Raw genomic sequence first — 22,178 nt, forward strand, 5'->3', positions numbered from 1 at the left:
AGGTTCCTCCTTGCAGCGTCGATCAGCGGTTTTCCAGCCCGTTGTCGGTGCGTTCGCGGCGGATCTCGTCGCGACTGGCGTCGACCTTGGAGATCAGCCGCTCCAGCCCGCCCCGCACCTGCGCCAGCTCGGCCGCGTGCCCGGTCTTGGAGGTGACGTGGTTGTCGGTCGCCGCGTCCCAGTCCAGCGCCCAGCGCATCGCCGCGATCCATTCGTCGGGGTCGCCGGCGATATATTCGTTCACCGGCCGGCCCACCTGTTCCGTCAGCGCCGAAAACAGGATGCGGTCGCTGGCGCCGGCATCCGGCACGGACAGCATGAAGCGATAGCGCAGCTGGCCGGCATACATCCAGTTCGCCGCCTCTTGCCCCTTGCCCTCGGCCAGCAGCCGGCTGGCGAGCACGTAAAGCGCCGAGGGATGCAGCGATCCCGCCTGCACGACGATCTGCGCCGAGGACATGGTGTCGAGGTTCTCGGCGGCACGTGCGTGGCCGGGGAGCAGCAAGGCGGAAGAGAGCAGCAGCGCGGCAAGCAGGCGTTTCATCGGGTGAACTCCATCCTCTTTGCCCATGTGACGCCATCAGAGCGCAGAAGCTTGGCGATGTTCAATCGTCGGTGCTTCTTTTGGGCACGCAGTGGGGCTCGCGGCTCAGGCTGAGGCCACCGCCCCAATTCCAGCGGTTGACGAGCCGCCACTCGATCCGCTCGCACCCGCCACCGCCCTCGGCGGCCGATGAGGTCTCGGCCCTGGGTAATGTCTCGTCTTGCCGCGGTTCGGGGCCGGGTTCGGACGAGGGCAGGCTGACGTCGAACAGGAAGACCGTGATCATTTCCGCATCCGGCGCGGTGCCGGGGTTCTCGGTGGGGATGCGGCGCAGGGTGAGCTTGCCCATCTCGGGGCCGATCTGACCGGTCAGGACCATGTGGAAACCATCCAGCTCGGTCACGGACAGGACGCGGCCTGCCGCGGTGATCTCGGTCGGCCCGGTCTCCGACAGGCTGCGCCACGCCCCCTCCTGATCCGGGGCAAGCGTCACGCTCAGATCGAGACTGCCGCCGTCGTCGAGCGCCGCCGTGGTGCTGAACAGGATCCGACCCTTGCCCGACGCTGAAAACCGCACCTCGGCGTCGCCCCGGACACGGTGCATGCGATGGCCACCATCCACCGGGAAGGCCTCGACCGTCATGCGCCCGGTATACGGCTCTCCGACCGCGGCGGGAAACGACATGGTTTCGGCAAGGATAGGCGCAACGGCGAACAATCCCGCCAGCAGCGCGACGGCCGAAAGATGGAATTGTCTCATCGCGTCCGTCCTTCACCAAAAGCGGGGGCTCCAATCTCAAGACGTGGCGAGTGCTGCTGACCTTGGTCCGTGTCCTGTCAGGGCGTCCCGGCATCTCCATATCCGGTGCCGAGACACTTGAACGAACTCGCAACCCTTGCATGCGTTGCCTGCTGCTGAACTCGGTCTTCAGTCATTCACGTCCTCTGCCGTGGGCCGCGTTGGCGGTGGCGTGGCAGATAGCTCAGCGGACAGAAATCTGCTGCTGGCCAGCGGGCAAGCCCAGGGTGCCCCGGACCCGTCTATTTCTCTATTCATCTGACCTTTTATGTTTCTAACCTCCCTGCTAGCCTGCCGGGAAAGGAGCGCCCCCATGGCCTTGCAATATGACGAGATCGTGCGCGGCGGCCTGGCCCGGCAGGTGGCCGATCTGATCCGCACCGCCATCCTCGAAGGACGGCTGGCCGTGGACGAGCGCCTGCCGACCGAGGAAGAGCTGGCCCGTCGCTTCGGCATCTCGCGCCCCACGGTGCGCGAGGCGCTGAAGGTGCTGGCGGCGCAGAACCTGATCCGTTCGCGCCGCGGACCCTCGGGCGGGACCTTCGTCAACCGCCCCGACGTGGGGGCCGCCGCGCGCAGCATCACCGACACCGCGACGCTGCTGGTCGGCATGGGCTGTTTCGGCATCGACGAGATCGTGACCGCGCGGATGCAGACCGAGGCACTGTGCTGCCGCCTGGCCGCGCAGAACCGCAGCGATGCCGACCTGACGGCCATGGCGGCCGAGATCGCCCTGCAACAGGACGAAGCGCTGTCGGACGAGGATTTCTGCGCCTCGGACGTGCGCTTCCACCGCGCGGTGGTGCAGGCCACCGGCAACGGCCCCTTGCAGCTGATGATGCACGCGATGCTCGAAAGCTTCATCCCGATCACCAACATGCTGATCTATCGCGAGCACGAACGTCGCCGCACGGTGGCGGCGCACCAGCGCATCCACGCAGCCATCGCCGCGCGTCAGGGCGAGGCGGCGGCGCGGCTGATGCAGGATCACGTCGAGGATATGCGGGCGGCGCTGGACCAGGCGCTGGCCCGCCGCAACGCCCGTAAACCCCAAGGAGGAGCCCCATGACCGAAACATTCCGCGCCCTGCTGATCGAGGACCGCGACGGCAAGCCGGCGGCCGGCTTTCGCGACCTGACCGTCGACCAGCTGCCCGACCACGAGGTGTTGGTCGAGGTCGCCTATTCGACCCTGAACTACAAGGACGGGCTGGCCATCACCGGCAAGGGCCGCATCGCGCGCCGCCTGCCGATGGTGGCGGGGATCGACCTTGCCGGCACGGTGGTCGAAAGCCGCTCGGACCGCTGGCGGCCGGGCGACAAGGTGATCGTGAACGGCTGGGGCCTGTCGGAAACCGAATGGGGCGGCTACAGCCGGTTCCAGCGCCTCAAGCCCGAATGGCTGACCCGCCTGCCGCAGGGGTTTTCGCTGCAGGATGCCATGGCCATCGGCACCGCCGGCTATACCGCCGCGCTTTGCGTCGACGCGCTGGAGGACTGGGGCGCGATCCGGCCGGGCGGCGCCGAGGTGCTGGTGACGGGCGCGGCGGGCGGGGTCGGTTCGACCGCGGTCAGCCTGCTGTCGGCCAAGGGCTATACCGTCACCGCCGCCACCGGCCGCCCCGAGACGCATGATTATCTGGCCTGGCTGGGCGCCACGGGCTTCGTGGATCGCGCCACCTTGGCCGAAAAGGGCAGCCCGCTGCAAAAGGAACGCTGGGCGGGGGCGGTGGACAGCGTGGGGTCCACCACGCTGGCCAATGTGCTGGCGCAGACCAGTTACGGCGGCGCGGTGGCGGCCTGCGGGCTGGCGGGAGGGTTCGATCTTCCGGCGACGGTGATGCCGCATATTCTGCGCGGGGTGGCGCTCTTGGGGGTGGACAGCGTGATGGCGCCGCAGGCCAAGCGCGATCGGGCCTGGGCGACGCTGGCCGCGCATCTGGACAAGGCGCATCTGGACCGCATCGCCCGGGTCGAGCCGATGTCGGAACTGCCCGGGCTTGCGGCCGACATCGTGGCCGGGCGCATCCGCGGCCGGGTGGTCATCGACATCGCGGGATAGGACCGGGGGATGGAACCGGGGCCGCCCGGTTCCATCCCCCGCCGGCCTTTGCGCCGGCATTGTCTGTCACCGTCTCCCTGATACTCCGCCGACGGAGCGTCTGGGAACCGGGCCGGCAAGGGGGCCGGGCCTGCCCGTCAGGCCGGCGCCTGCGCCAGTTCCGCCGCACGCGCACGCAGCGCGAATTTCTGGATCTTGCCGGTCGAGGTCCTGGGCAGCGCCCCGAACACCACCCGCGCGGGCGATTTGTAGCCCGCCAGTCCCGCCCGGCAATGCGCGATCAGTGCGGCCTCGGTCAGCTCGTGGCCCTCGTGCAGCTCGACGAAGGCGCAAGGGGTCTCGCCCCATTTCTCGCTGGGCATGGCGACCACCGCGCAGATCGCGACCGCGGGGTGGCGGTAAAGCTGCTCCTCGATCTCGATCGACGAGATGTTCTCGCCCCCCGAGATGATGATGTCCTTGGAGCGGTCCTTGAGCTGCAGGTAGCCGTCGGGATGCATCACCGCCAGGTCGCCGGAATGGAACCAGCCGCCGGCAAAGGCCTCGGCGGTGGCCTCGGGGTTCTTCAGATACCCCTTCATCACGTTGTTGCCGCGGAACATCACCTCGCCCAGGGTGCGGCCGTCGGCGGGCACGGGCTGCATGGTGTCGGGGTCCATCACCGCCAGATCGTCCAGCGACAGGTAGCGCACCCCCTGCCGCGCCTTGCGGGCCGCCTGCTCCGGGGCGGGCAGCGCGTCCCAGGCGGGGTTCCATTCGCAGACCACCGCGGGGCCGTAGGTCTCGGTCAGGCCGTAAAGATGGGTGACGCTGAAACCGGCCTCGGCCATGGCGCGCAGCACGGTCTCGGGGGGCGGCGCGGCGGCGGTGTTGAACACCACCTGCTGCGGAAAGCTGCGCTTCTGCCCGGCGGGCGCGTTCAGCAGCGTCGTCATGACCACGGGCGCGCCACACAGATGGGTGACGCCGTGGTCCGCGATGGCGTCGTAGATCGCTCCCGCCCGCACCCAGCGCAGGCACACCTGCGTGCCCGCCTGCACCGGCACCCGATTACGGGGCCACGTAAGTGTCGGTATCCGTAATCTCGGCATAGGCGAAACCTAGCGCCGACATCATGGCGGTATGGACGGAGGCTGCCGGCACGGTGACGCCGTCATGTTCCAGATCGCGGGTTGCGCAGGCATCCTGAACCACGGTGGTCTTGTAGCCGAAGTCGCTGGCGGCGCGGGTGGTCGCGTCGATGCACATGTGGCTCATCGCGCCGACGACCACGACCTCTTCGATTCCGTCTCCATCGAGGATGTCCTTCAGGTCGGTCTTGAGGAAGGAGTTCGGATGGTTCTTGACCACGACCGTCTCGCCCTCGCGCGGGGCGACGACCGGATTGATCTCTGCGCCTGCGGAATCGGGGGTGAAGAACGGCGCATCCTGGCTGGGGAAGATGTGCTGGACGTGGATGACGCGGTCCCCCTTGTCGCGGGCGGCCTCGATCACCCGGGCCGCATTCGCCGAGGCCTTGTCGATGCCGACAAGCTCATACTTCCCGCCGGGAAAATAGTCGTTCTGGAGATCGACCACGACGATGGCGCGCTTGCTCATGGCTTGTCCTTTCTGCGGTTCAGATTGCGATGACTGGACAATAGGGGGCGGTCTGATGCATGCCTATTGGCGATATCGACATAATCAGGGGCAATAGCGACAAATGACAGAACCCCAGGCTGCGGAAGTCGGACTCCTGCTCTATCCGGGGGTGCAGATGTCGGCGGTGCTGTCGATGACGGACCTCTTCACGATATCCAACCGGTTTGCGGCCCCGGGCGAAACGCAGCCCCCGAACCACATCACCGTCAGCCACTGGCGCGTCGAACCGGAAGGCAGCCCGCCACAGCGGGTTTTTGCCACCGGCCCGTCCCACGATGCCGGACCTGACGTCCTGATCCTGCCGCCCAGCCTGGGCGGGCCCGCAACGGCGAACATCGCCGCGCCTTGGCTGGACTGGCTGCGGGCCCGCCATGACGCCGGCGGCATTCTTGCTTCCGTCTGTGCCGGCGCCTTCCTGCTGGCCGAAACGGGGCTGCTGGACGGCCGGCCCGCGACGACGCACTGGATTCTGGAAGACCAGTTCCGCGCCCGCTTCCCGCGCGTGCCGGTCGACGTGGACCGGCTGCTGATCGATGGCGGCCAGATCCTGACGGCGGGCGGGCTGATGTCCTGGACCGATCTGTGCCTGCGGCTGCTGGAACGCCTGCGCGGTGCCGAGGTGATGACCCAGACCGCGCGCTTCCTGCTGGTCGACCCGCCGGGGCGCGAGCAGCGCTATTACAGCCTGTTCTCGCCCTGCATGAGCCATGGCGACGCCGCCATCCTCGACGTCCAGCGCTGGCTGCAGGAGACCGAGGCGAAGGATGTTTCACTGGAAACGTTGGCGGCGAGGGCAGGTCTGGAACGCCGCACCTTCCTGCGCCGCTTCCGCAGGGCGACCGGGATGACGACCTCGGAATACGGGCAGCGGCTGCGCGTCAGCAAGGCCTGCGAGTTGCTCCAGTTCAGCGCGCTTACGATCGAGCAGATCGCGTGGAGGGTCGGCTACGGCGATGCAGGAGCCTTCCGCAAGATATTCGCCCGCTTCATCGGGCTGACGCCGGGCGAATACCGGCAGCGCTTCGGCATTGCGTCCTGACCTGCGGCGGCGCAGACGAACTGCTGCTCACGCCCCTGACAGTATCCCTACCCGAGAGAAACGGGCTGATCCCGCTGGTGCCGAAGTCGATGAAATCACAGAGGGACCGGATGCAGGTTTCCTCAAGCCGGCGGATATCCATGGCCCGCCCCCGCGGCCTGCTCTTGCTTCGGCGGCGTCGACACCCTCTGCGACTCCAGGGGCAACCGTCGCCCGGCAGAAACCCATTGCTCTACGAGCTGCGGCGCACCTGCGCGATCATGCCGCGAAGTTCGTCCAGCGATTGCCTGCCGAAAGCGCCGAACTCCCCGGCAATGAAGGTGGGCGTGCCGGCCAGCCCCATGTTTTCGGCCAGAATCCACGAATGCTCGATCTGGCGGGCGATCACGATGTCATCCATGTCCTTGCGCAGGCGGTCCATGTCCAACCCGGCCGCCTCTGCGACGGGAAGGGCGCTTTTGTCGTCGGCCTGGCCCTCGATGCCCATCAGGCCGGTGTGAAACTGCCAGAACTTTCCCTGCCGCAACGACGCCAGCGAGGCGCGGGCGCTGTAAAGCGACCCCGCCCCGAAGACCGGCCATTCCCTCAGCACGACGCGCAATTGCGGGTCCTCTGAGATCAACTGGTGGATGTCGGCAACCATGACGCGGCAATAGGGGCAGTTGTAGTCGAAAAACTCGGTCAGCGTGACGTCCCCCGAGGCATTGCCCAGGACGGCGCCAAGCTGTTCCTGTTCCAGATCCTGCCGCAAATCCGCCGGCATCGGATTGTCCTGCGCCTGCGCGGGGATGCCGCTGGCCGACAAAGCGCCGGCAGCGATGCCGATCTGCAGGAACCGCCTGCGGTCGGAGGTGAAGATGCTGTCTGCCATGGGCTGTCCTTTCGAATCTGCCGTGCATGGCTAGGTGTCGCGGCTTAACCCAGTCTTAAGAGGGGCGGTCGCTGCCTGGCCCGTGCCGCCCTTAAGCTGGGCTTAAGCTTGGCCGGCCATCGGGATGGGCGCTTTGCCCATGAACGACTGGAGCATGAGACATGGACCGACCTTGCCCTCCACCCCCCTGCGGCCCTGCGAGCGATTTCTCGGGCAGTGCAAGTCGGCGGGTTTTTCTGGGCGGATTGCTGGCCTGCGGCGTCGCCTTGCCAAGGCTCGCGACCGCGCAGGCGATCGACCCGACCACGGGACAGGCCGTTTACGGCACGGCCGCCGCGGGGCAGGCGCCGGACATGGGGCTTTATCAGCTTGACCCTGCGCAGGACGCGAAACGCAACATATCCGCGTTCCGCAACCGCCATTGGAACGATTTCTATCCGTCGCTCGGCAAGGGCGTGATCCTGGCGGACATCAACTCGCGCGCCCTGCATTTCTGGTCCGGCGACGAAAGCACCTATCTGGTTTTCCCCTCATCCATCCCGGTTTCGGAGGAGCTGACCAAGCGCGGCAGGACCGAAGTGGTGCGCAAGGCGGAACGCCCGTCGTGGACGCCGACCCCCAGCATGCGGGAACGCGATCCGACATTGCCGCAGCGGGTCGAGGGCGGGGCCGAGGACAACCCCCTGGGCGTCTATGCGCTTTACCTGTCCTGGCCCGCCTATCTGATCCACGGCACGCATGACACCCGCAAGATCGGCCGCAAGTCGTCCAGCGGCTGCTATGGGCTTTACAACGAACATATCGCCCGGCTCTACCCGCTGGTCGAGATCGGCACCCAGGTGGCGATCTTCTGATCCCGTGCCTCGCCTGCACGAGCGCGGCCAAGCACCGGGATGGAGGCCGCGGCGCAGCGGGCAGGCAGGCGAGCTGAAGTGCGCCTGAACGCTGCGTGTCACGGGGGCGCAGGGCGGGGCGCATCGGGCAGGATCAGTTCGGCCTGCTCGCCGCCGCCGGCGCGGGGGTTCAGCCGCAGTTCTCCGCCCATCGCCTGAACGGCCGAGGCAACGATGGACAGCCCCAGCCCGCTGCCGCCGCCCGAAGGGTTGGCCGCGCCGCGATAGAAACGGTCGGTGACATGGGGGCGGTCGGTCCGGGCGATGCCGGGGCCGCGGTCCAGCACGCTGAAGCGGACCGTCTCGCCCTCCTGCGCCAGCCGCGCCTCGACCGTGCTGCCGCGCGGCGAGGCGAGGATCGCGTTTTCCAGCAGGTTGCGCAGCGCCGGTGCCAGCAGCGCGGCGTGCGGGGTGCGCCATTCGGTCAAACCGGTGTCCAGTTCCACGGCGATGCCGCGCACCTGCGCCAGCCCGGCCAGATCGTCCGCGACATCGGCAAGAATGCGGGCGCCGTCCTGCGCCGGGGCGTCGGCCTGGACGGGGTTTTCAACGGCGGTCATGTCCAGAAGCTGGCGCACCATGCGGTCGGTGCGATCCACCCCCTGCGCGATCTGCGCCAGCGCGCGGTCGCGCGTCGCGCCCTCGGGGGCCAGCGTTGCGATCTGGGCCTGCGTCTTCAGCCCGGCCAGCGGGGTCTTGAGCTCATGCGCGGCAAAGGCGGTAAAGCTACGCTCGCGTTCGCGCAAACCCTCGACGCGGTGGAACAGCCCGTTCAGCGCCTCGATCATCGGGCGCAGCTCGGACGTGGCGCGGGTCTCGGGCAGGGGGCTGAGATCGGTCGCCGGCCGGCGCGACAGGGCCGCGGCCAGCCGGTCCAGCGGCTCGAGCCCGCGCCGCACCGCTAGCCAGATCAGCGCCGCCAGCAGCGGCAGGATCAGCACCGCCGGGGCCAGAAGGCCCATCACCACGCCATGCACCAGCCGGTCGCGCATCGCCAACGCATCGCCGACCATGACGCGTATGCCCAGTTCGGGATCGACATGGGTATAGACGCGCCAGGTTTCGCCCTCGACCTCGCGGTCGGTAAAGCCGGCCTGATCGGCAAGCCGTCCCCGCGGCGCCCCCGAGGATTCGCTTTTCAGCTGCCCGTCGAAACCCCAGACCTGGCAGACCAGCTGCCGGGTAAAATCATGCGGGCCGCTGTCGGGCAGCGCCGGGGCCTGGTCGACCAGCGAGGCCGCATCGGGGCCGGCGATGCCGCCGCCCCGCCGGATCAGCGAAGCCACCATCTGCGCCGATTCCTGCAAGCGCCGGTCCAGCACATAGCCGACTTCGGTCCGGGTCGAATGCTGGATCCAGCCCATCGCCGACAGCCAGATCGCGCCGGTCGCCAGCAGCAGGATGGCAAACAGGCGGGTGCGGATCGAGCTCATGGTTGCGCGTCCCTGCCGTCGGGGGCGGCCAGCCGATAGCCTGCGCCGCGGATGGTCTGGATGAAGCCGGCGCCCAGCTTGGCGCGCAGCTTGTGGATATGGACCTCGACCGTGTTGCTTTCGACCTCTTCCTGCCAGCCGTAAAGCCGCTCTTCCAGCGTGGGTTTGGCGATGATGGCGCCCGGGCGCTCGATCAGCGCCTGCAAGACGGCGAATTCGCGGCGCGAGAATGCGATCTCGCAGCCGTCTTTCGTTCCGCACATCCGGGCCGGGTCCAGCCGCAGTCCGTTCCAGTCGATCACGGCCGAGGCCCGCCCCTCGTGCCGGCGCAGCATGGCGCGGGTGCGGGCGGCCAGCTCGGCCAGGTCGAAGGGCTTGCCCAGATAATCGTCCGCCCCCGCGTCCAGCCCCTGCACCCGGTCGCGTATCTGGTCGCGGGCCGTCAGCAGCAGGATCGGAAGCCGCGATCCCGCGGCCCGCAATTCGGCCAGCAGTTCCAGCCCCGAGCCGTCGGGCAGCATGATGTCCAGCACCACCCCGGCAAAGTCGGCATCCTGCAGCGCCGCGCGGGCATCCCCGAGCGTGCCCACCGCATCCGCCGTGAACCCCGACAGCCCCAGACCGACGCAAAGCCCGTCCGACAGGACCGGGTCGTCCTCGACAATCAGCAAGCGCATGAAGTCCCCTTGTCGCGATCCGCTGCGATCACGTCTACGTCGGCGCAGCTTAAGCTGGGCTTAAGGTCGCGTCTCTAGCCCGGCCGGCATGATGACGAGATTGTTTCTTCTTTCGCTTGCAGGGGCGCTGACGCTGCTCGCCGCGCTTTTCGTCGCGACGGGGGCGTCGGCCCAGCTGCATGAGCCGCCCCTGCAGCCGCAGGATGCCTTTGCCCTGGACGTCGAGCGGGACGAGGGCGGCGCACTGGTCCTGAACTGGCGCGTCGCCGAGGGCTATTATCTCTACCGCGACGAGTTCGCCGCGGAGGCCGACGGCCAGAGCCTGCCCCTGACCCTGCCCGCGGGCGAGGTCCATGAGGACCCGTATTTCGGTGCGGGCCAGATCTATCGGGGCGAAGTCACCGCGACGCTGGAGCCTGTGGCCCAGCCCGTCACCCTGCGCTGGCAGGGCTGCCAGCAGGACGGCATCTGCTATGCTCCGCAAACCGTCCGGCTGGATGCGGACGGCAGCGTGCTGCCCGGGAATGGCGCCGGCGCAGGCGGGTGGAGCCCGCAGGGGGCCGAGCCGGTCGCGGCTGGGTCGGGGCTGGTGCTGGCGCAGGATCAGGGCATGGTGCAGGGGCTGGCCGCGCGCGGCGGTGGCGCGCTGGTGGTCGCCGGTTTCCTGGGGTTCGGGCTGCTGCTGGCCTTTACCCCTTGCGTCTTTCCGATGTTCCCCATCGTCGCCGGGATGCTGGCCGGGCAGGGGGAGAGCCTGACCGCGCGGCGTGGGCTGGTGCTGACCGGAGCCTATGTGCTGGCGATGGCCGCAGCTTTCGGCCTGCTGGGCATCGCCGCGGCATGGTCGGGGGCGAATCTGCAGATGCTGCTGCAATCGCCCGCCGCCGTCGGCGTGATCGCCGCGATCTTCGTGGCACTGGCGCTGTCGATGTTCGGTTTCTACGAGCTGCAGATGCCGCAGGCGCTGCAGGCCCGGCTGGGGCGGGCCCAAGGCCGCCGCGGCTCGGTCGGCGGTGCGGCGGCGCTGGGCTTCACCTCGGCGCTGATCGTGGGACCTTGCGTCACCGCGCCTCTGGCCGGGGCGCTGCTTTACATCGCGCAGACTGGCGACGTGGTGCTGGGGGCGGCAGCGCTGTTCGCGCTGGGGCTGGGGCAGGGGGTGCCGCTGCTGGCCATTGGCCTGTTCGGCCCGCGCATCCTGCCCCGCAGCGGCGGCTGGATGGAGGGGGCGAAGCGCGCCTTCGGGGTGATCTTCCTCGGCTTCGCGATCTGGCTGGCGGGGCGGGTGCTGCCCGGCCCGGTCACACTGGCGCTGTGGGCGGTCCTGCTGGTCGGCGCGGCGGTGTTCCTTGGCGCGCTGGACCGGCTGGAGTGGGATGCGACCCGCAACCGTCGCCTTGGCGCGGCGCTTGGCGTGCTGCTGCTGTTTGCCGGGCTGATGCAGGGCTTGGGCGCGGCGCTGGGCGCGCATGACCCGCTGCGCCCGCTGGCACCCTTGGCGGGCGGGGCGGCCCCGGCTGCCGCGGCCGAGGTGCAATTCGCGCAAGCCTCCACCCGGGCCGGATTGCAGCAGGCGCTGGCCTCGGCCGAGGGCCAGCCGGCGCTGCTTTACCTGACCGCCGACTGGTGCGTGACCTGCCGCGCCATCGAACGCGGGCCGCTGGCCGATCCCGCCGTTCATGCCGCGCTGGCCGATTTGGCGGCGATCAAGCTGGACCTCAGTGACGTCACCCCCGAGGCCCGGGGGCTGATGCAGGATCTGGCCGCCGCCGGGCCTCCGACGATGATTTTTCTTGACGCCGCCCGGACCGAGCCCCCGGACAGCCGGTTGATCGGCCAGATGGACAGTGGGGCGTTGCTGGCCTCGATCGCGAAGGTGGCGCCGTGAACGCGGTTTCGATCGGGCCGCTGGTCTTCGACGGGGCGCGTTTCGCGGCGGTCGCGGGGCTGTTCCTGTTCGCGGCGGCGACCGAGATCGCGGCGCGGCTGCAACACCGTGATGCCGCGCAGTGGACGGGGATCGCGCTGCTGGCGTGGATCCTGGGTGCGCGGGCTGGGTTCGTCGCGGCGAACTGGCCGTCCTTTGCCACTCATCCGTTGGATGCGCTCAGGCTGTGGCAGGGCGGGTTTCTGCCGGCGGCGGGTTGGGCCGCGGGTGCTGCCGTCCTGCTGCTGGCCCTGCTGCGCCGTCAACGGGCCGCGGCCCTGCAGCTGGCCGTGGGCGGCGTGGCGGCGCTGGTTGCGCATCAGGCTGCCACCGCTGCGCTGACCCGCCCGGCGGTCGATTTGCCGGTGATGCAGCTGATCGCGCTGGACGGCAGCGCCGTGCAGCTGGCCGGGCGCGACAGGCCGCTGGTGCTGAACCTGTGGGCGACGTGGTGCCCGCCCTGCCGGCGCGAGATGCCGATGATGACCCAGCTGGCGGCAACCACCCCCGGCGCCGATTTCGTCTTTGCCAACCAGGGCGAAGATACCGCCCAGATCCACCACTTCCTTCAGGCCGAAAACCTGCCCGCCACGGGCATGGTCCGCGATCCGCAGCACCGGCTGATGGCGGCGCTGGATACGGTCGGCCTGCCCGCGACGCTGGTTTTCGACGCAAGGGGCGGGCTGGTCGCGGCCCATACGGGCGAGATCTCGCGCGCCGCCCTGACCCGCATGATCGCGCAAGCGACAGGAGAGTGAGGATGCACCGGATACGCCTGAAACTGGTGGCGCTGACCGTGCTGGCGCTGGCCGCCTGCGCCCGGCCCGACCCGCCTCTGGCCCCGGCCGAGCCGCCCCCGCCCGCCGTCCGCCCCGAGATCGCGGCCATGTATGGCGCGATGGACGACAACGGCCACCGGGTCGAGGCGGTGGCGCCCCATCTGCTGACCGAGGATAAGGCCCGGCAACTGGTGGATTACTGGACCGACGAGGCCCCGGGCACGATCATCGTCGATCCCCATGCCAACCACCTGTACCAGGTGCAGCCGGGCAACAAGGCGATGCGCTACACCGTGGCGGTGGGCGCCGCGGGCTATGGCTTCACCGGCGCCGCCCATATCCCCTATCAGCGCGACTGGCCCAGCTGGAAGCCCACCGACAACATGGTCGCCACCAACCCCGAGCTTTACGGCCCGGTCGAAAAGGGGCTCGAGGGTGGGGTCGACAACCCCATGGGCGCGCGGGCGCTTTACCTGCATAACAGCCAGGGCGATACCTACTATCGCATCCACGGCACCATGGACCCGGCCTCGATCGGGGGTTCGGACACCGCGGGCTGCATCCGGCTGTTCAACCAGGACATCATCCATCTGGCGAGCCAGACCGACAGCATGACCAGGGTGATCGTGCTGACCAAGGCCGAATCCGGCAGCGGCCTGACCCCGCCTGTCGGCAAGCCCCGCCCCCGCCCGGTGGCCCGGACCGCCGACGCAACCCCGGATCATTCAGGAGAAACGACATGACCATCAATCGCCGGAAGATGCTGGGCGCCGGCGCCGCCGGGCTGATGCTGGCCGGAATCGGCGCCGTGGCCTTGCGTACCCGGGGCACCTCTCCCGACGCCATGACCATCGACGACGTGCTGCACGATCCCGACAACCCGGTGCTGGGCAACCCCGGCGGGCGGCTGACCATCGTCGAATATTTCGATTATCAATGCCCGTTCTGCAAACGCGACCATGACATGCTGACCAATGTCGTGGCCGGGGACGGCGACATAAGGCTGGTGATGAAGGACTGGCCGATCTTCGGCGCCCCTTCTGTGCTGGCCAGCCAGCTTGTCTTCGGTGCGGCCTCGGCCGGCGGCTATGAAGCGGCGCATTCCGCCCTGATGGCGACCGACGCGCGGCTGACCGAAGATCAGGTCCGGCAGGCCCTGGCAGCGGGCGGCACCGACACCGATGCGGCGCTGGCGGCCTATCGCGCCGAGCGTGGCAAATGGGACGGGCTGCTGGCACGCAATGCTGCGCAGGCGGCGGCGCTGGGGCTGGGCGGCACCCCGGCCTTCATCATCGGCACGACGCTTTATTCGGGCGCACTGGGCGAGGCGCGCCTGCGCGCCGCCATTGCCGAGGCACGGCAGATGTCCTGATCAGGACGTTCAGCGAGGGGGCCGGCCTGCCATGTTTCACGGCGTCAAACACGAAGGAAACATCACGCAACGTCGAAATCTTGTCCTTGCGGGCGCCAGCCTGCCGGCCCTGCCGGTCTGCGCATCACCTCCTTGCGCCTCGGGCGGGCGGGCGCTTGCTGCGGGGCGTTGGCCCTCATGCGGTCGGCAGAGGCCCTTAACCGGCGCGTTTGCGCATATAGGCTTGCGGGCTGCTGCCCATTTCCATGCGGAACGCATGGATGAAGGCCGAGGTCGAGCCATAGCCAAGCTCCATCGCGACCTGCGTCACGCCCAGCCCGCCGCCGAGCAGTTCGACCGATCGGAACAGCCGCAGGCGCCGTCGCCAGGACCGCAGGCTTATGCCCAGATCGGTCTCGAAGCGGCGGGCGAGGGTGCGGGGCGACATCCCCAGATCTTGCGCCCAGTCCTGTGGGCTGCGGGTGTCGGCCGGGTCCAAATACAGCGCCTCGCACAGACGGATCAGGGATTCGTGCCGGGGCCAGGGTAGCGCCGCGGGCAGGGCGTGGGCGCGCCTGAGCTGGTCAAGGATCAGCGCCGTGATGCGGCCGGCATAGCCATCCTCGTCGCCCTGGCCGTCGATTTGCGCGGCCTCGACGATCAGCGCTTGCAGCAGCGGCGGCACGCGGAAGACGGTGGGCGTTGGCGGCAGGCCGCTGCCGGCCTCGTCCTCGATCCAGAGGCTGCGGAACTCGGCCCCGTGCAGCGAGCCGACGCGGTGATTCGTGCCGGTCGGCAGCCAGACCGCCTGGTCGGGGGTGATGACAAACGACTCGGCCCCGGTGCTGATGGTCAGGACGCCGGACACTGCATAGACCAGCTGGTTCCACGGGTGCGAATGGTCGGGGAAATAGCGGCGCGCCGGGATGGTCTGCACCCGCAGGGTGATCGGTGCCGGGGATAGCAGGCCGGGCGGGCGAGTGATCGGCAGCCATGTCATGCCGGGCCTCGGGGGATTGGCAGATATTCGACATTCAATGTCTGTCCGTCGAGATACAGGCGCAAGGGCAAAGCGTAAGGTCGGGCCCCGGCGGACTTCGCGGCACATTGCGCCCGGACCCGCTGGAACGAGGAGCACGCCAGCTTCCGCCCGATCGCCGCCCATCTGCCGGGCCGTTCCTGCCGGAACGCCTGCTCAACCTTCTCATGCCCCGAGCTTCATGTCGCAACTTGCCGTAGCCACCTTTGAACCCGTCCAAGTCCCGCAATACGATCATGCGCGCAGCAACGTCGCCCGGCTGACCATCGCGCAGGCGCTGGCCGGCGCGAATTCGGTCGTCGTCTATGCCACCGGCGCCATCGTCGGAAACATGCTCGCCCCCTCGCCGGCGCTGGCGACCCTGCCGATCTCGATCTTTGTCGTGGGCATGGCCGCCTGCACCCTGCCGGCAGGCGCCATCGCCCAGCGTCACGGCCGCCGCGCCGCGTTTCTGGCCGGGACGGGCTGCGGCGTGCTGGTCGGGCTGCTGGCGGCGCTGGCGGTGGTGATCGGATCGTTCTGGCTGTTCTGCGCGGCGACCTTCTTCGGCGGCGCCTATGCGGCGGTGGTGCTGTCGTTCCGCTTTGCCGCCGCCGATTGCGTCCCGCCGGCGCGGCGCCCGCGCGCGCTGTCCTTCGTGATGGCGGGCGGGGTGTTCGCCGGCGTGATCGGCCCGCAGCTGGTGACCTACACCATGAACCTGTGGCAGCCCTATACTTTCGTCGCGACCTTTGTGGCGCAGGCGGCGGTGGCGGCGCTGTCGGCATTCATCCTGCTGGGCGTGCGCCTGCCCAAGCCTACCGTGCAAGAGGCAGCGGGCGGCCGTCCGCTCGCCATCATCGCGCGGCAACCGCGCTTCATCATCGCCGTCATCTGCGGGGTGGTTTCCTATCTGCTGATGAACTTCCTGATGACCGCCGCACCCCTGGCGATGCAGATGTGCGGCCTGTCGCAGGAATCGGCCAATCTCGGGCTGCAATGGCATGTGATCGCGATGTATGCGCCCAGCTTCTTCACCGGGCGGCTGATCACCCGCTTCGGCGCGACATCGGTGGTGATGGTCGGTCTGGCGCTGACCGGGCTGTCGGCCGCGGTCGGGCTGACGGGGATCGACGTCGCGCATTTCTGGCTGACGCTGATCCTGCTGGGCGTCGGCTGGAACTTCGGCTTCATCGGCGCCTCGGCCATGGTGCTGGAAACCCACCGCCCCGAGGAAAAGGCACGGGTGCAGTCGCTCAACGATTTCGTCGTGTTCGGGACGATGGCGGTCGGCTCGTTCCTGTCGGGCGGTCTGCTGGCGGCCTATGGCTGGGGCATGGTGCTGTGGCTATCCTTCATCCCGCTTGTGCTGGCGGTGGTGGCGCTGGCGGGGGCGTCGGGCACGCGCCGCGGCGCGGCCGCAAGATGACCGGCGCTGCCGGAGGTGGCGCCGAGCGCCTATCACCCGGTTGAAAAGCCTGATGGAGCGTTCGATCCTTGGGCTGGGCATGGATGCGACGGCGCGGCTGGGCGCAGCGATCGTCGGCGCCGTGCAGGGGGAAGTAGTCTCATGACCGATCCGGCATTGCACCCGACCTATCGCGCCATGCAGGTCATCGCGCCGGGGGTGCTGGAGCTGGTCGAGCGCGAACCCCCCGCGCCCGGCGAAGGCGAGGTGCTGATCGGTCCTGCCACTGCGGACGCATAAAATCTTCCTTATTTACCGCTTTCTGCCGGGCGCCGGCTTACCGGAATATTAAGGCGAATACCTCATCGTAAGGAACGGGCGCAGAGTCGCGTTCGTCCTGTTGATGAGGCGAAGATGACAGTCATCACCCAATCTCATTTCGGTGGGAACATCGTTCTCACCCGCGACAGCGCCACGCCGGGAGAGGCCTATCAGGAGATGCTGAAGGAGATCGACTTCAGTAGCTTCCGCTACCCGGGTGGGTCCGTGACGGAACATCAGACTTGGGAGAACGGTGGGCTTGAAAGACTTTTCGGCCCCTCGATGGAGCCGGGGTCCGACGGCTATGTCATGACCATACGCGAGGCGCTTCAGCTTTCGATCGACCACGGCGCGAGTCTCACGATCGTTGTCCCGACATTCCAGTTCTGGGATGCGGGCAGCAAGACCTTCGACGACGCCGGGTTCGACCGGTATCTGGACGAACTTGAGCAGGCGCTCGTAGAATATCCCGAAGCCCAGATCGAAGGCTTCGAGATCGGCAACGAATACTGGTCCACGATCGACGCGACTGATTACGGCATGATCGCGTCGCACGAGATCATAGGTCTCCATGACCTCAACCTGAGCCTCGCCGACCAACTGGGGAGCGATTGGGAGCCGGCGGGCATAGGCATTCAGGCGGGTGCATCGTGGCGCGCCAGCGCCTTGGACGAGAGCAACCAGATTGCACAGGCGATCTCGGCAGAAGCCCGCCCCTATGTCACCACCATCTATCAGCATGCCTATCCGAACGCCCTGGATGGTGTTGCCGGCAAGGTAACCCGTATTCTGAAGACGATGGAGGTCTTCAAGAATGTGGAAGGCTTCGGAGACCTCAAGCTCTCGCTGTCCGAGTTCAACATGAGCAAGGATGGCCCGATGGGCACTGACCAGGCAGGCCACTGGATCGAGACGTTCGGCCAGTTCGTGGAAGCCGGGATCGACGAGATTTACATATGGGGAACGCAATATGGGTGGCAGTCCAACAAGCTTTATGACTCCCTGCTGAATGGGCGCGAGAGCAACGGTGGCGACATCAAGGTCATCGCCACCCCGATGGGGCAGATCTACGACTTGGCCGAGAGTCATCTCATCGGCAAGGCGGTTATCGATGATGACACAGCTGCGGTTGGTCTGGGCATACCGGACCAAGTCAATGTGACCGGGTTTCAGGGCGACGGCCAGCGGATCGTCTTCCTGCACAACCGCAACGAAGGCAAGGCTTCGATCGATCTCTCTGGACTTGGTGACAGCGGGCATGTGTCGGTGCATCACCTAACGCCGGCCGACTCCCCATACACCGCGCAGGACGAATCGGACCGGTATCCGAAACCCGGGCTCACGGTGGATACCCGCGGCGACATGAAGGTTCGCACAGAAGAGGCGATTGGAGACGACTTGGTTCTCGCCCCTGGCGATGTCATCATGATCACCATCTCGGACCCCGGGCGGGATCTGGTGCTGGAAGGCGCTCACAACGTGACCAACCCGCGCACCGGCATGGTCAACGACCATATTATCGGCGGAACCGGGAATGACATCCTCAGGGGGCATGTAGGCAACGATACGCTTGACGGGGGGGCGGGTAACGACGTCATCATCGGCGGCCGCGGAGACGATGTTCTCCTCGGAGGGAAAGGCAACGATGTCTTGATCGCGGATCAAGGCTCCGACGTCGTCGATGGTGGCGAGGGCGATGATCTGGTCCTGGTGCTGGGAGACGACGACTCCCAGATCACGGCCATCAACGCCGGCCTCGGTAATGACATCATCCTCACCAAGGGCGCCCAGAACATCGAGATCACGGGGTTCGATTCAGGAGATGCGATTGGTCTTGGAGGCGTATTCCAGGACGTTCAAGGCTTAGGTCGCGCCCTTTCCATGAACGCGGGGGATCTGATCCTGACTCTTCCCGGCGGACAAGAGATCCGCTTTGTGGGAGGAGCAGGTCTTCTTGAACAGATGTCGGAACTCGTGATCGACTTTCGAGATGGTGAGCAGGTTGATGCTTTACTGCAGTCGGTATTCTCCGGCCTATCGCACGAGCAGATTGCCGAGGTTTACAAGGCCGCTCCGGACTTTGGCGAGATCGTTAGTGGCGTGGAGGGATGGAATACCGCCGCAGACGCCATTGATCGTGTCGAAAGCGGTCATCCAGAGCAACCCAAAGAGCCGCTCCCGTCGTATCGACCTCCTGCTCCGGAAGATACGCAACCCGAACCCGGATATCCTGGATCCGGTGCGGAGGAACTCGGGTCGGTCCCTCAGATTCCCGGAACAGATCAGCCCCCTTCATATGCTGACGACACCGACTACCTGCCTGATATTTACGACAGCGGGGACTACCTGCCTGATCCTCCGGCAGAGGAACCTCGGGACTATGATTCGGCATCCGGAGGCGGCTGTTTCGTTGCGACCGCCGCTTATGGTGATCGCCTGCACCCCGACGTGGTCGCGCTGCGCTACTTCCGGGATCATCACCTTATCCGCACCGCTGCAGGCCGAAGCTTTGTCAGGTTTTACTGGATCGTGGGCCCCCGCCTGGCCGCAGTCACGAAACCTCATCAGTTGCACGCGATCTCCGCGAGAATGTTGCTCACACGTCTCGTGCGCATCTTGCGTGCCTTGGGCAAGACCGGATCTCCGCCTGCCCGCAGGCGGCGTTGAAGCGTCACCGGAAGCACGCGGCAGTAACCTTGTGTTAGCTATTTAGTGCGACAATAATTTTGCTTCGGCCAATAAACTTATCAACTCAAAGAGCTCGAGACCTGACTCTATCCCAGCACCGGAACTGCCCCCTTTTTGAAAAGGACACGATCTATAAGAATTAATCGCCGGGCCTTACGTATACGTCCGGGGTGACCGCGGTTGACATTCATCTTTTCTGCCAACTCCACGGTGCGAGTTCATCGATGCGGCTGATCTCGCGATCGGCAATGTGGGTCAGCAGCCAGGTTAGCCAGGCTTCGTCGTCGACATGGCTCATGCGGGCGGTCTCGATGAGAGTGTATGCGATCGCTTCCGAGCATGAAGAGATAATTCTTACGCCCGAGGGTCAGCGGGCTGATTGACCGCTCGCAGATATTGTTGTCCAGTTCGATCTGGCCGTTTTCGCATCGCGAATATCCATGCTGGTCCTTTGCGTGCCGTCCCGCCTCTCAGGATGGCCAGGCTTCGAAAGCCGTCAAGAAGCGGCAAGATCGCATCACCTGCATGGCAAGTCCAAAGGACGTGACACGGAACCTTTCTGCCAAGGCCGGCATTCTCAATCCTGCCGGCGCGTGGCGGGCGCGTTAACAGCCGTCCTGCCCTGAAAGGGGGGCACCGATCATGACCGAGCCTGTTGCCAGCAGCGGCGACCGGACGCCCGACTCCGATAAGCCACCCGATCCCGACGCCGTGACGACCGATCATCCCGAGATCGGCGCCTCCCCGACTCCGGGGCTGATCCTTTCCACCCTGGGGGTGGTGTATGGCGACATCGGGACCTCGCCGCTTTATGCGCTTCGGGAATCGCTGCGGCATGCGCATGAACACCACATGGCGGAAACCGCGGTGATCGGCATCGTGTCGCTGCTGTTCTGGACCGTGGTGCTGATCGTCACGCTGAAATATGTCGTCCTGATCCTGCGTGCTGATAACAACGGTGAGGGCGGCACCCTGTCGCTGGTCGCCAAGGCCCAGGGGGCGCTGCACCGCCGGGCCTGGTGGCTGTATCTTGTGGGGATCGTGGGGGGTGTCGCTGTTCTTCGGCGACTCGATGATCACCCCGGCGATGTCGGTGCTGTCGGCGGTCGAGGGCATGACCCTTGTCCTGCCCGGGTTCGGCAACTGGGTGGTGCCGGTCACGCTGATCATCGTGGTGGCGCTGTTTTGGGTGCAGCGGACAGGAACCGAGGCGGTGTCGCGGTTTTTCGGCCCGGTGATGCTGATCTGGTTTCTGACCCTCGGTGTTCTTGGGGCGATGCATCTGCTGGACGATTCCCGCATCCTGCAGGCGCTGAATCCGCTTTATGCCACAGGCTTCATTGCCCGGAACGGCCTGGATGTGCTGCCGGTGATGGGTTCCGTCTTCCTGGCCGTGACCGGAGCCGAGGCGCTATACGCCGACATGGGTCATTTCGGGCGCGGCCCCGTGCGCATGTCTTGGCTGGCCATCGTGTTCCCGGCCCTGACGCTCAGCTATATGGGACAGGGGGCGATGGTGCTGTCCCACCCGGAAAATGCCGACAATCCGTTCTTTCTGCTGGCGCCCGCGGCGTTCACCCTGCCGCTGGTGGTGCTGGCGACGGCGGCCACGGTGATCGCCAGCCAGTCGGTGATTTCGGGGGCGTTTTCCGTGTCCCAGCAGGCGGTGCAGCTTGGGCTGCTGCCGCGGCTGGAAATCCAGCACACCTCCGACACCCAGCAGGGGCAGGTCTATCTGCCGCGTGTGAACCTGATCCTGATGACCGGGGTCTGCGCGCTGGTTCTGGCCTTCGGCTCGTCCGAGCGGCTTGCCAGCGCCTATGGCATTGCGGTGACCGGGGACATGGTGATCACCTCGATCCTGGCGGTCATCGTGTTCCGCTATGCCTGGAAATGGAACTGGCTTGCCGTGCTGGGGATCATGCTGCCGGTCCTGGCCATCGAGCTGGTGTTCTTTTCAGCCAACCTGATGAAGGTGGTCGATGGCGGCTATGTCCCGCTGATGTTTGCGGCCGTGGTGGTGACTTTCATGCTGGTCTGGATGCGGGGCACGCTGCTTTTGCAGCGCAAGCTGTCGGCGGAAAGCGTGGCGCTGGATTTCCTGGTCGAGCAATTGACCGACAGCCCGCCGACGGTGGTGCCGGGCACGGCGGTGTTCCTGACCGCGGATTCGAAGATCGCCCCTCCGGCGCTGATGCACAATCTCAAGCACAATCGCGTCCTGCACGAGCGCAACTTCGTCGTGACGGTCGAGGCCGCGACCACGCCCCGCGTTCCCGAGGACCGTCGCATCCGCGTCGAACAGCTCGCCCCCCGGTTCTGGAGGGTCTGGCTGCGCTTTGGCTATATGGAGCAGCCGAATGTCCCCAAGGCGCTGGCGGGGGCCAAGGCGCAGGGGCTTAGATTCGACGTGATGTCCACGTCCTATTTCCTCAACCGTCGCTCGCTGCGGGTGGGGAAGGCGCGGCTGATGCCCCTCTGGGCTTCGCGGCTTTATGCGGGAATGTACCGCTCGGCCTCCGAGCCCACCAATTTTTATCGGCTGCCATCGAACCGGGTCGTCGAATTGGGCCAACAGATCAATATCTGACAGGGGCTGGATTATGGTGGGGCCGAATCCGACCTGCCGCAAACGACGGCCGGGCGGCGCAGATCGCGCTGGCTTGTGGCTATTCCGACCACAGCGCTTTTACCCGCCGCGTTCACAGCCAGATAGGTCCGAGAACCG

19 protein-coding genes and 3 pseudogenes are annotated in these 22,178 nt (G+C 66.9%); 13 read left to right on the plus strand and 9 right to left on the minus strand.

From position 1 onward, the window contains the following. Nucleotides 1–22: 22 nt before the first annotated feature. Nucleotides 23–544 carry a hypothetical protein gene (locus tag BUB57_RS05910; protein WP_073063778.1) on the minus strand — a complete coding sequence of 174 codons (522 nt, stop codon included), beginning with the start codon at nt 542–544 and terminating at the stop codon, nt 23–25. Nucleotides 545–605: 61 nt separating this feature from the next. Next, nucleotides 606–1,304 carry a hypothetical protein gene (locus BUB57_RS05915; protein WP_073063781.1) on the minus strand — a complete coding sequence of 233 codons (699 nt, stop codon included), beginning with the start codon at nt 1,302–1,304 and terminating at the stop codon, nt 606–608. Between the two features lie 352 nt (nt 1,305–1,656). On the opposite strand from BUB57_RS05915, the gene BUB57_RS05920 reads away from it, so the two are divergent. Continuing rightward, nucleotides 1,657–2,412: a FadR/GntR family transcriptional regulator gene (locus BUB57_RS05920; protein ID WP_073063784.1), complete on the plus strand. Its 756-nt coding sequence runs from the start codon at nt 1,657–1,659 to the stop codon at nt 2,410–2,412. After that, on the plus strand, nt 2,409–3,404 hold the full coding sequence (locus BUB57_RS05925; RefSeq protein WP_073063787.1) for an MDR family oxidoreductase: 996 nt from the start codon (nt 2,409–2,411) through the stop codon (nt 3,402–3,404). Before BUB57_RS05920 ends, BUB57_RS05925 begins: the two co-directional genes overlap by 4 nt. 137 nt (nt 3,405–3,541) lie before the next feature. Here BUB57_RS05925 and BUB57_RS05930 read toward each other — a convergent pair. Together BUB57_RS05930 and BUB57_RS05935 are read right to left on the minus strand one after the other, a co-directional pair. Beyond that, nucleotides 3,542–4,438 (minus strand): annotated as a pseudogene (locus tag BUB57_RS05930) (AMP-binding protein); the annotation flags it as partial. Nucleotides 4,439–4,454: 16 nt separating this feature from the next. Continuing rightward, entirely contained in the window at nt 4,455–5,003 is a 549-nt protein-coding gene (locus tag BUB57_RS05935; RefSeq protein ID WP_073063790.1) for a cysteine hydrolase family protein, read from the minus strand. Between the two features lie 157 nt (nt 5,004–5,160). On the opposite strand from BUB57_RS05935, the gene BUB57_RS05940 reads away from it, so the two are divergent. After that, complete coding sequence (locus BUB57_RS05940; protein WP_234951996.1) at nt 5,161–6,084, plus strand: GlxA family transcriptional regulator; 924 nt, start codon at nt 5,161–5,163, stop codon at nt 6,082–6,084. A 232-nt stretch (nt 6,085–6,316) separates the two neighbouring features. On the opposite strand, the gene BUB57_RS05945 is transcribed toward BUB57_RS05940, so the two are convergent. Beyond that, a complete protein-coding gene (locus BUB57_RS05945; RefSeq protein WP_073063796.1) occupies nt 6,317–6,955 on the minus strand; it encodes a DsbA family protein in 639 nt (212 codons plus the stop codon). A 161-nt stretch (nt 6,956–7,116) separates the two neighbouring features. Here BUB57_RS05945 and BUB57_RS05950 point away from each other — a divergent pair, with 161 nt between their 5' ends. After that, nucleotides 7,117–7,809: a L,D-transpeptidase gene (locus BUB57_RS05950; protein ID WP_073063799.1), complete on the plus strand. Its 693-nt coding sequence runs from the start codon at nt 7,117–7,119 to the stop codon at nt 7,807–7,809. 98 nt (nt 7,810–7,907) lie between these two features. Here the strand turns inward: BUB57_RS05950 and BUB57_RS05955 are convergent, their stop codons facing one another. Next, entirely contained in the window at nt 7,908–9,281 is a 1,374-nt protein-coding gene (locus BUB57_RS05955; RefSeq protein WP_073063802.1) for an ATP-binding protein, read from the minus strand. Then, nucleotides 9,278–9,958, minus strand: a complete 681-nt coding sequence (locus BUB57_RS05960; protein ID WP_073063805.1) for a response regulator — start codon at nt 9,956–9,958, stop codon at nt 9,278–9,280. The genes BUB57_RS05955 and BUB57_RS05960 overlap by 4 nt, the downstream gene beginning before the upstream one ends. Nucleotides 9,959–10,049: 91 nt before the next feature. Between BUB57_RS05960 and dsbD the strand changes: the two genes are divergently transcribed. The 4 genes from dsbD to BUB57_RS05980 are packed head-to-tail and all read left to right on the plus strand — an operon-like array spanning nt 10,050 to nt 14,036. Continuing rightward, nucleotides 10,050–11,846, plus strand: a complete 1,797-nt coding sequence (gene dsbD / locus BUB57_RS05965; protein WP_084732025.1) for a protein-disulfide reductase DsbD — start codon at nt 10,050–10,052, stop codon at nt 11,844–11,846. Then, nucleotides 11,843–12,643: a TlpA disulfide reductase family protein gene (locus tag BUB57_RS05970; protein ID WP_073063811.1), complete on the plus strand. Its 801-nt coding sequence runs from the start codon at nt 11,843–11,845 to the stop codon at nt 12,641–12,643. Before dsbD ends, BUB57_RS05970 begins: the two co-directional genes overlap by 4 nt. Before the next feature lie 2 nt (nt 12,644–12,645). Continuing rightward, complete coding sequence (locus BUB57_RS05975; protein WP_073063814.1) at nt 12,646–13,407, plus strand: L,D-transpeptidase; 762 nt, start codon at nt 12,646–12,648, stop codon at nt 13,405–13,407. Next, nucleotides 13,404–14,036: a DsbA family protein gene (locus tag BUB57_RS05980; protein WP_073063818.1), complete on the plus strand. Its 633-nt coding sequence runs from the start codon at nt 13,404–13,406 to the stop codon at nt 14,034–14,036. Before BUB57_RS05975 ends, BUB57_RS05980 begins: the two co-directional genes overlap by 4 nt. A 196-nt stretch (nt 14,037–14,232) precedes the next feature. On the opposite strand, the gene BUB57_RS05985 is transcribed toward BUB57_RS05980, so the two are convergent. Continuing rightward, nucleotides 14,233–15,015, minus strand: coding sequence for an AraC family transcriptional regulator (locus BUB57_RS05985; RefSeq protein ID WP_073063821.1), 783 nt, complete (start codon nt 15,013–15,015; stop codon nt 14,233–14,235). A gap of 220 nt (nt 15,016–15,235) precedes the next feature. Here BUB57_RS05985 and BUB57_RS05990 point away from each other — a divergent pair, with 220 nt between their 5' ends. From BUB57_RS05990 to BUB57_RS16510, 3 genes are all read left to right on the plus strand, one after another. Continuing rightward, nucleotides 15,236–16,462: an MFS transporter gene (locus BUB57_RS05990; RefSeq protein WP_073063822.1), complete on the plus strand. Its 1,227-nt coding sequence runs from the start codon at nt 15,236–15,238 to the stop codon at nt 16,460–16,462. 141 nt (nt 16,463–16,603) lie between these two features. Further along, nucleotides 16,604–16,741 (plus strand): hypothetical protein, encoded by a 138-nt coding sequence (locus BUB57_RS16505; RefSeq protein WP_200796430.1) that lies wholly within the window; start codon nt 16,604–16,606, stop codon nt 16,739–16,741. Nucleotides 16,742–16,855: 114 nt separating this feature from the next. Continuing rightward, nucleotides 16,856–19,429 (plus strand): calcium-binding protein, encoded by a 2,574-nt coding sequence (locus tag BUB57_RS16510; RefSeq protein WP_073063824.1) that lies wholly within the window; start codon nt 16,856–16,858, stop codon nt 19,427–19,429. Nucleotides 19,430–19,637: 208 nt separating this feature from the next. On the opposite strand, the pseudogene BUB57_RS17390 reads toward BUB57_RS16510, so the two are convergent. Continuing rightward, nucleotides 19,638–19,920 (minus strand): annotated as a pseudogene (locus tag BUB57_RS17390) (transposase domain-containing protein); the annotation flags it as partial. A 172-nt stretch (nt 19,921–20,092) separates the two neighbouring features. On the opposite strand from BUB57_RS17390, the pseudogene BUB57_RS17245 reads away from it, so the two are divergent. Together BUB57_RS17245 and BUB57_RS06010 are read left to right on the plus strand one after the other, a co-directional pair. Beyond that, nucleotides 20,093–20,416 (plus strand): annotated as a pseudogene (locus tag BUB57_RS17245) (KUP/HAK/KT family potassium transporter); the annotation flags it as partial. Nucleotides 20,417–20,498: 82 nt separating this feature from the next. After that, nucleotides 20,499–22,040: a potassium transporter Kup gene (locus tag BUB57_RS06010; protein ID WP_268801859.1), complete on the plus strand. Its 1,542-nt coding sequence runs from the start codon at nt 20,499–20,501 to the stop codon at nt 22,038–22,040. Nucleotides 22,041–22,178 lie beyond the last annotated feature (138 nt).

The organism is Paracoccus solventivorans (assembly GCF_900142875.1).
Lineage (GTDB): Bacteria > Pseudomonadota > Alphaproteobacteria > Rhodobacterales > Rhodobacteraceae > Paracoccus > Paracoccus solventivorans.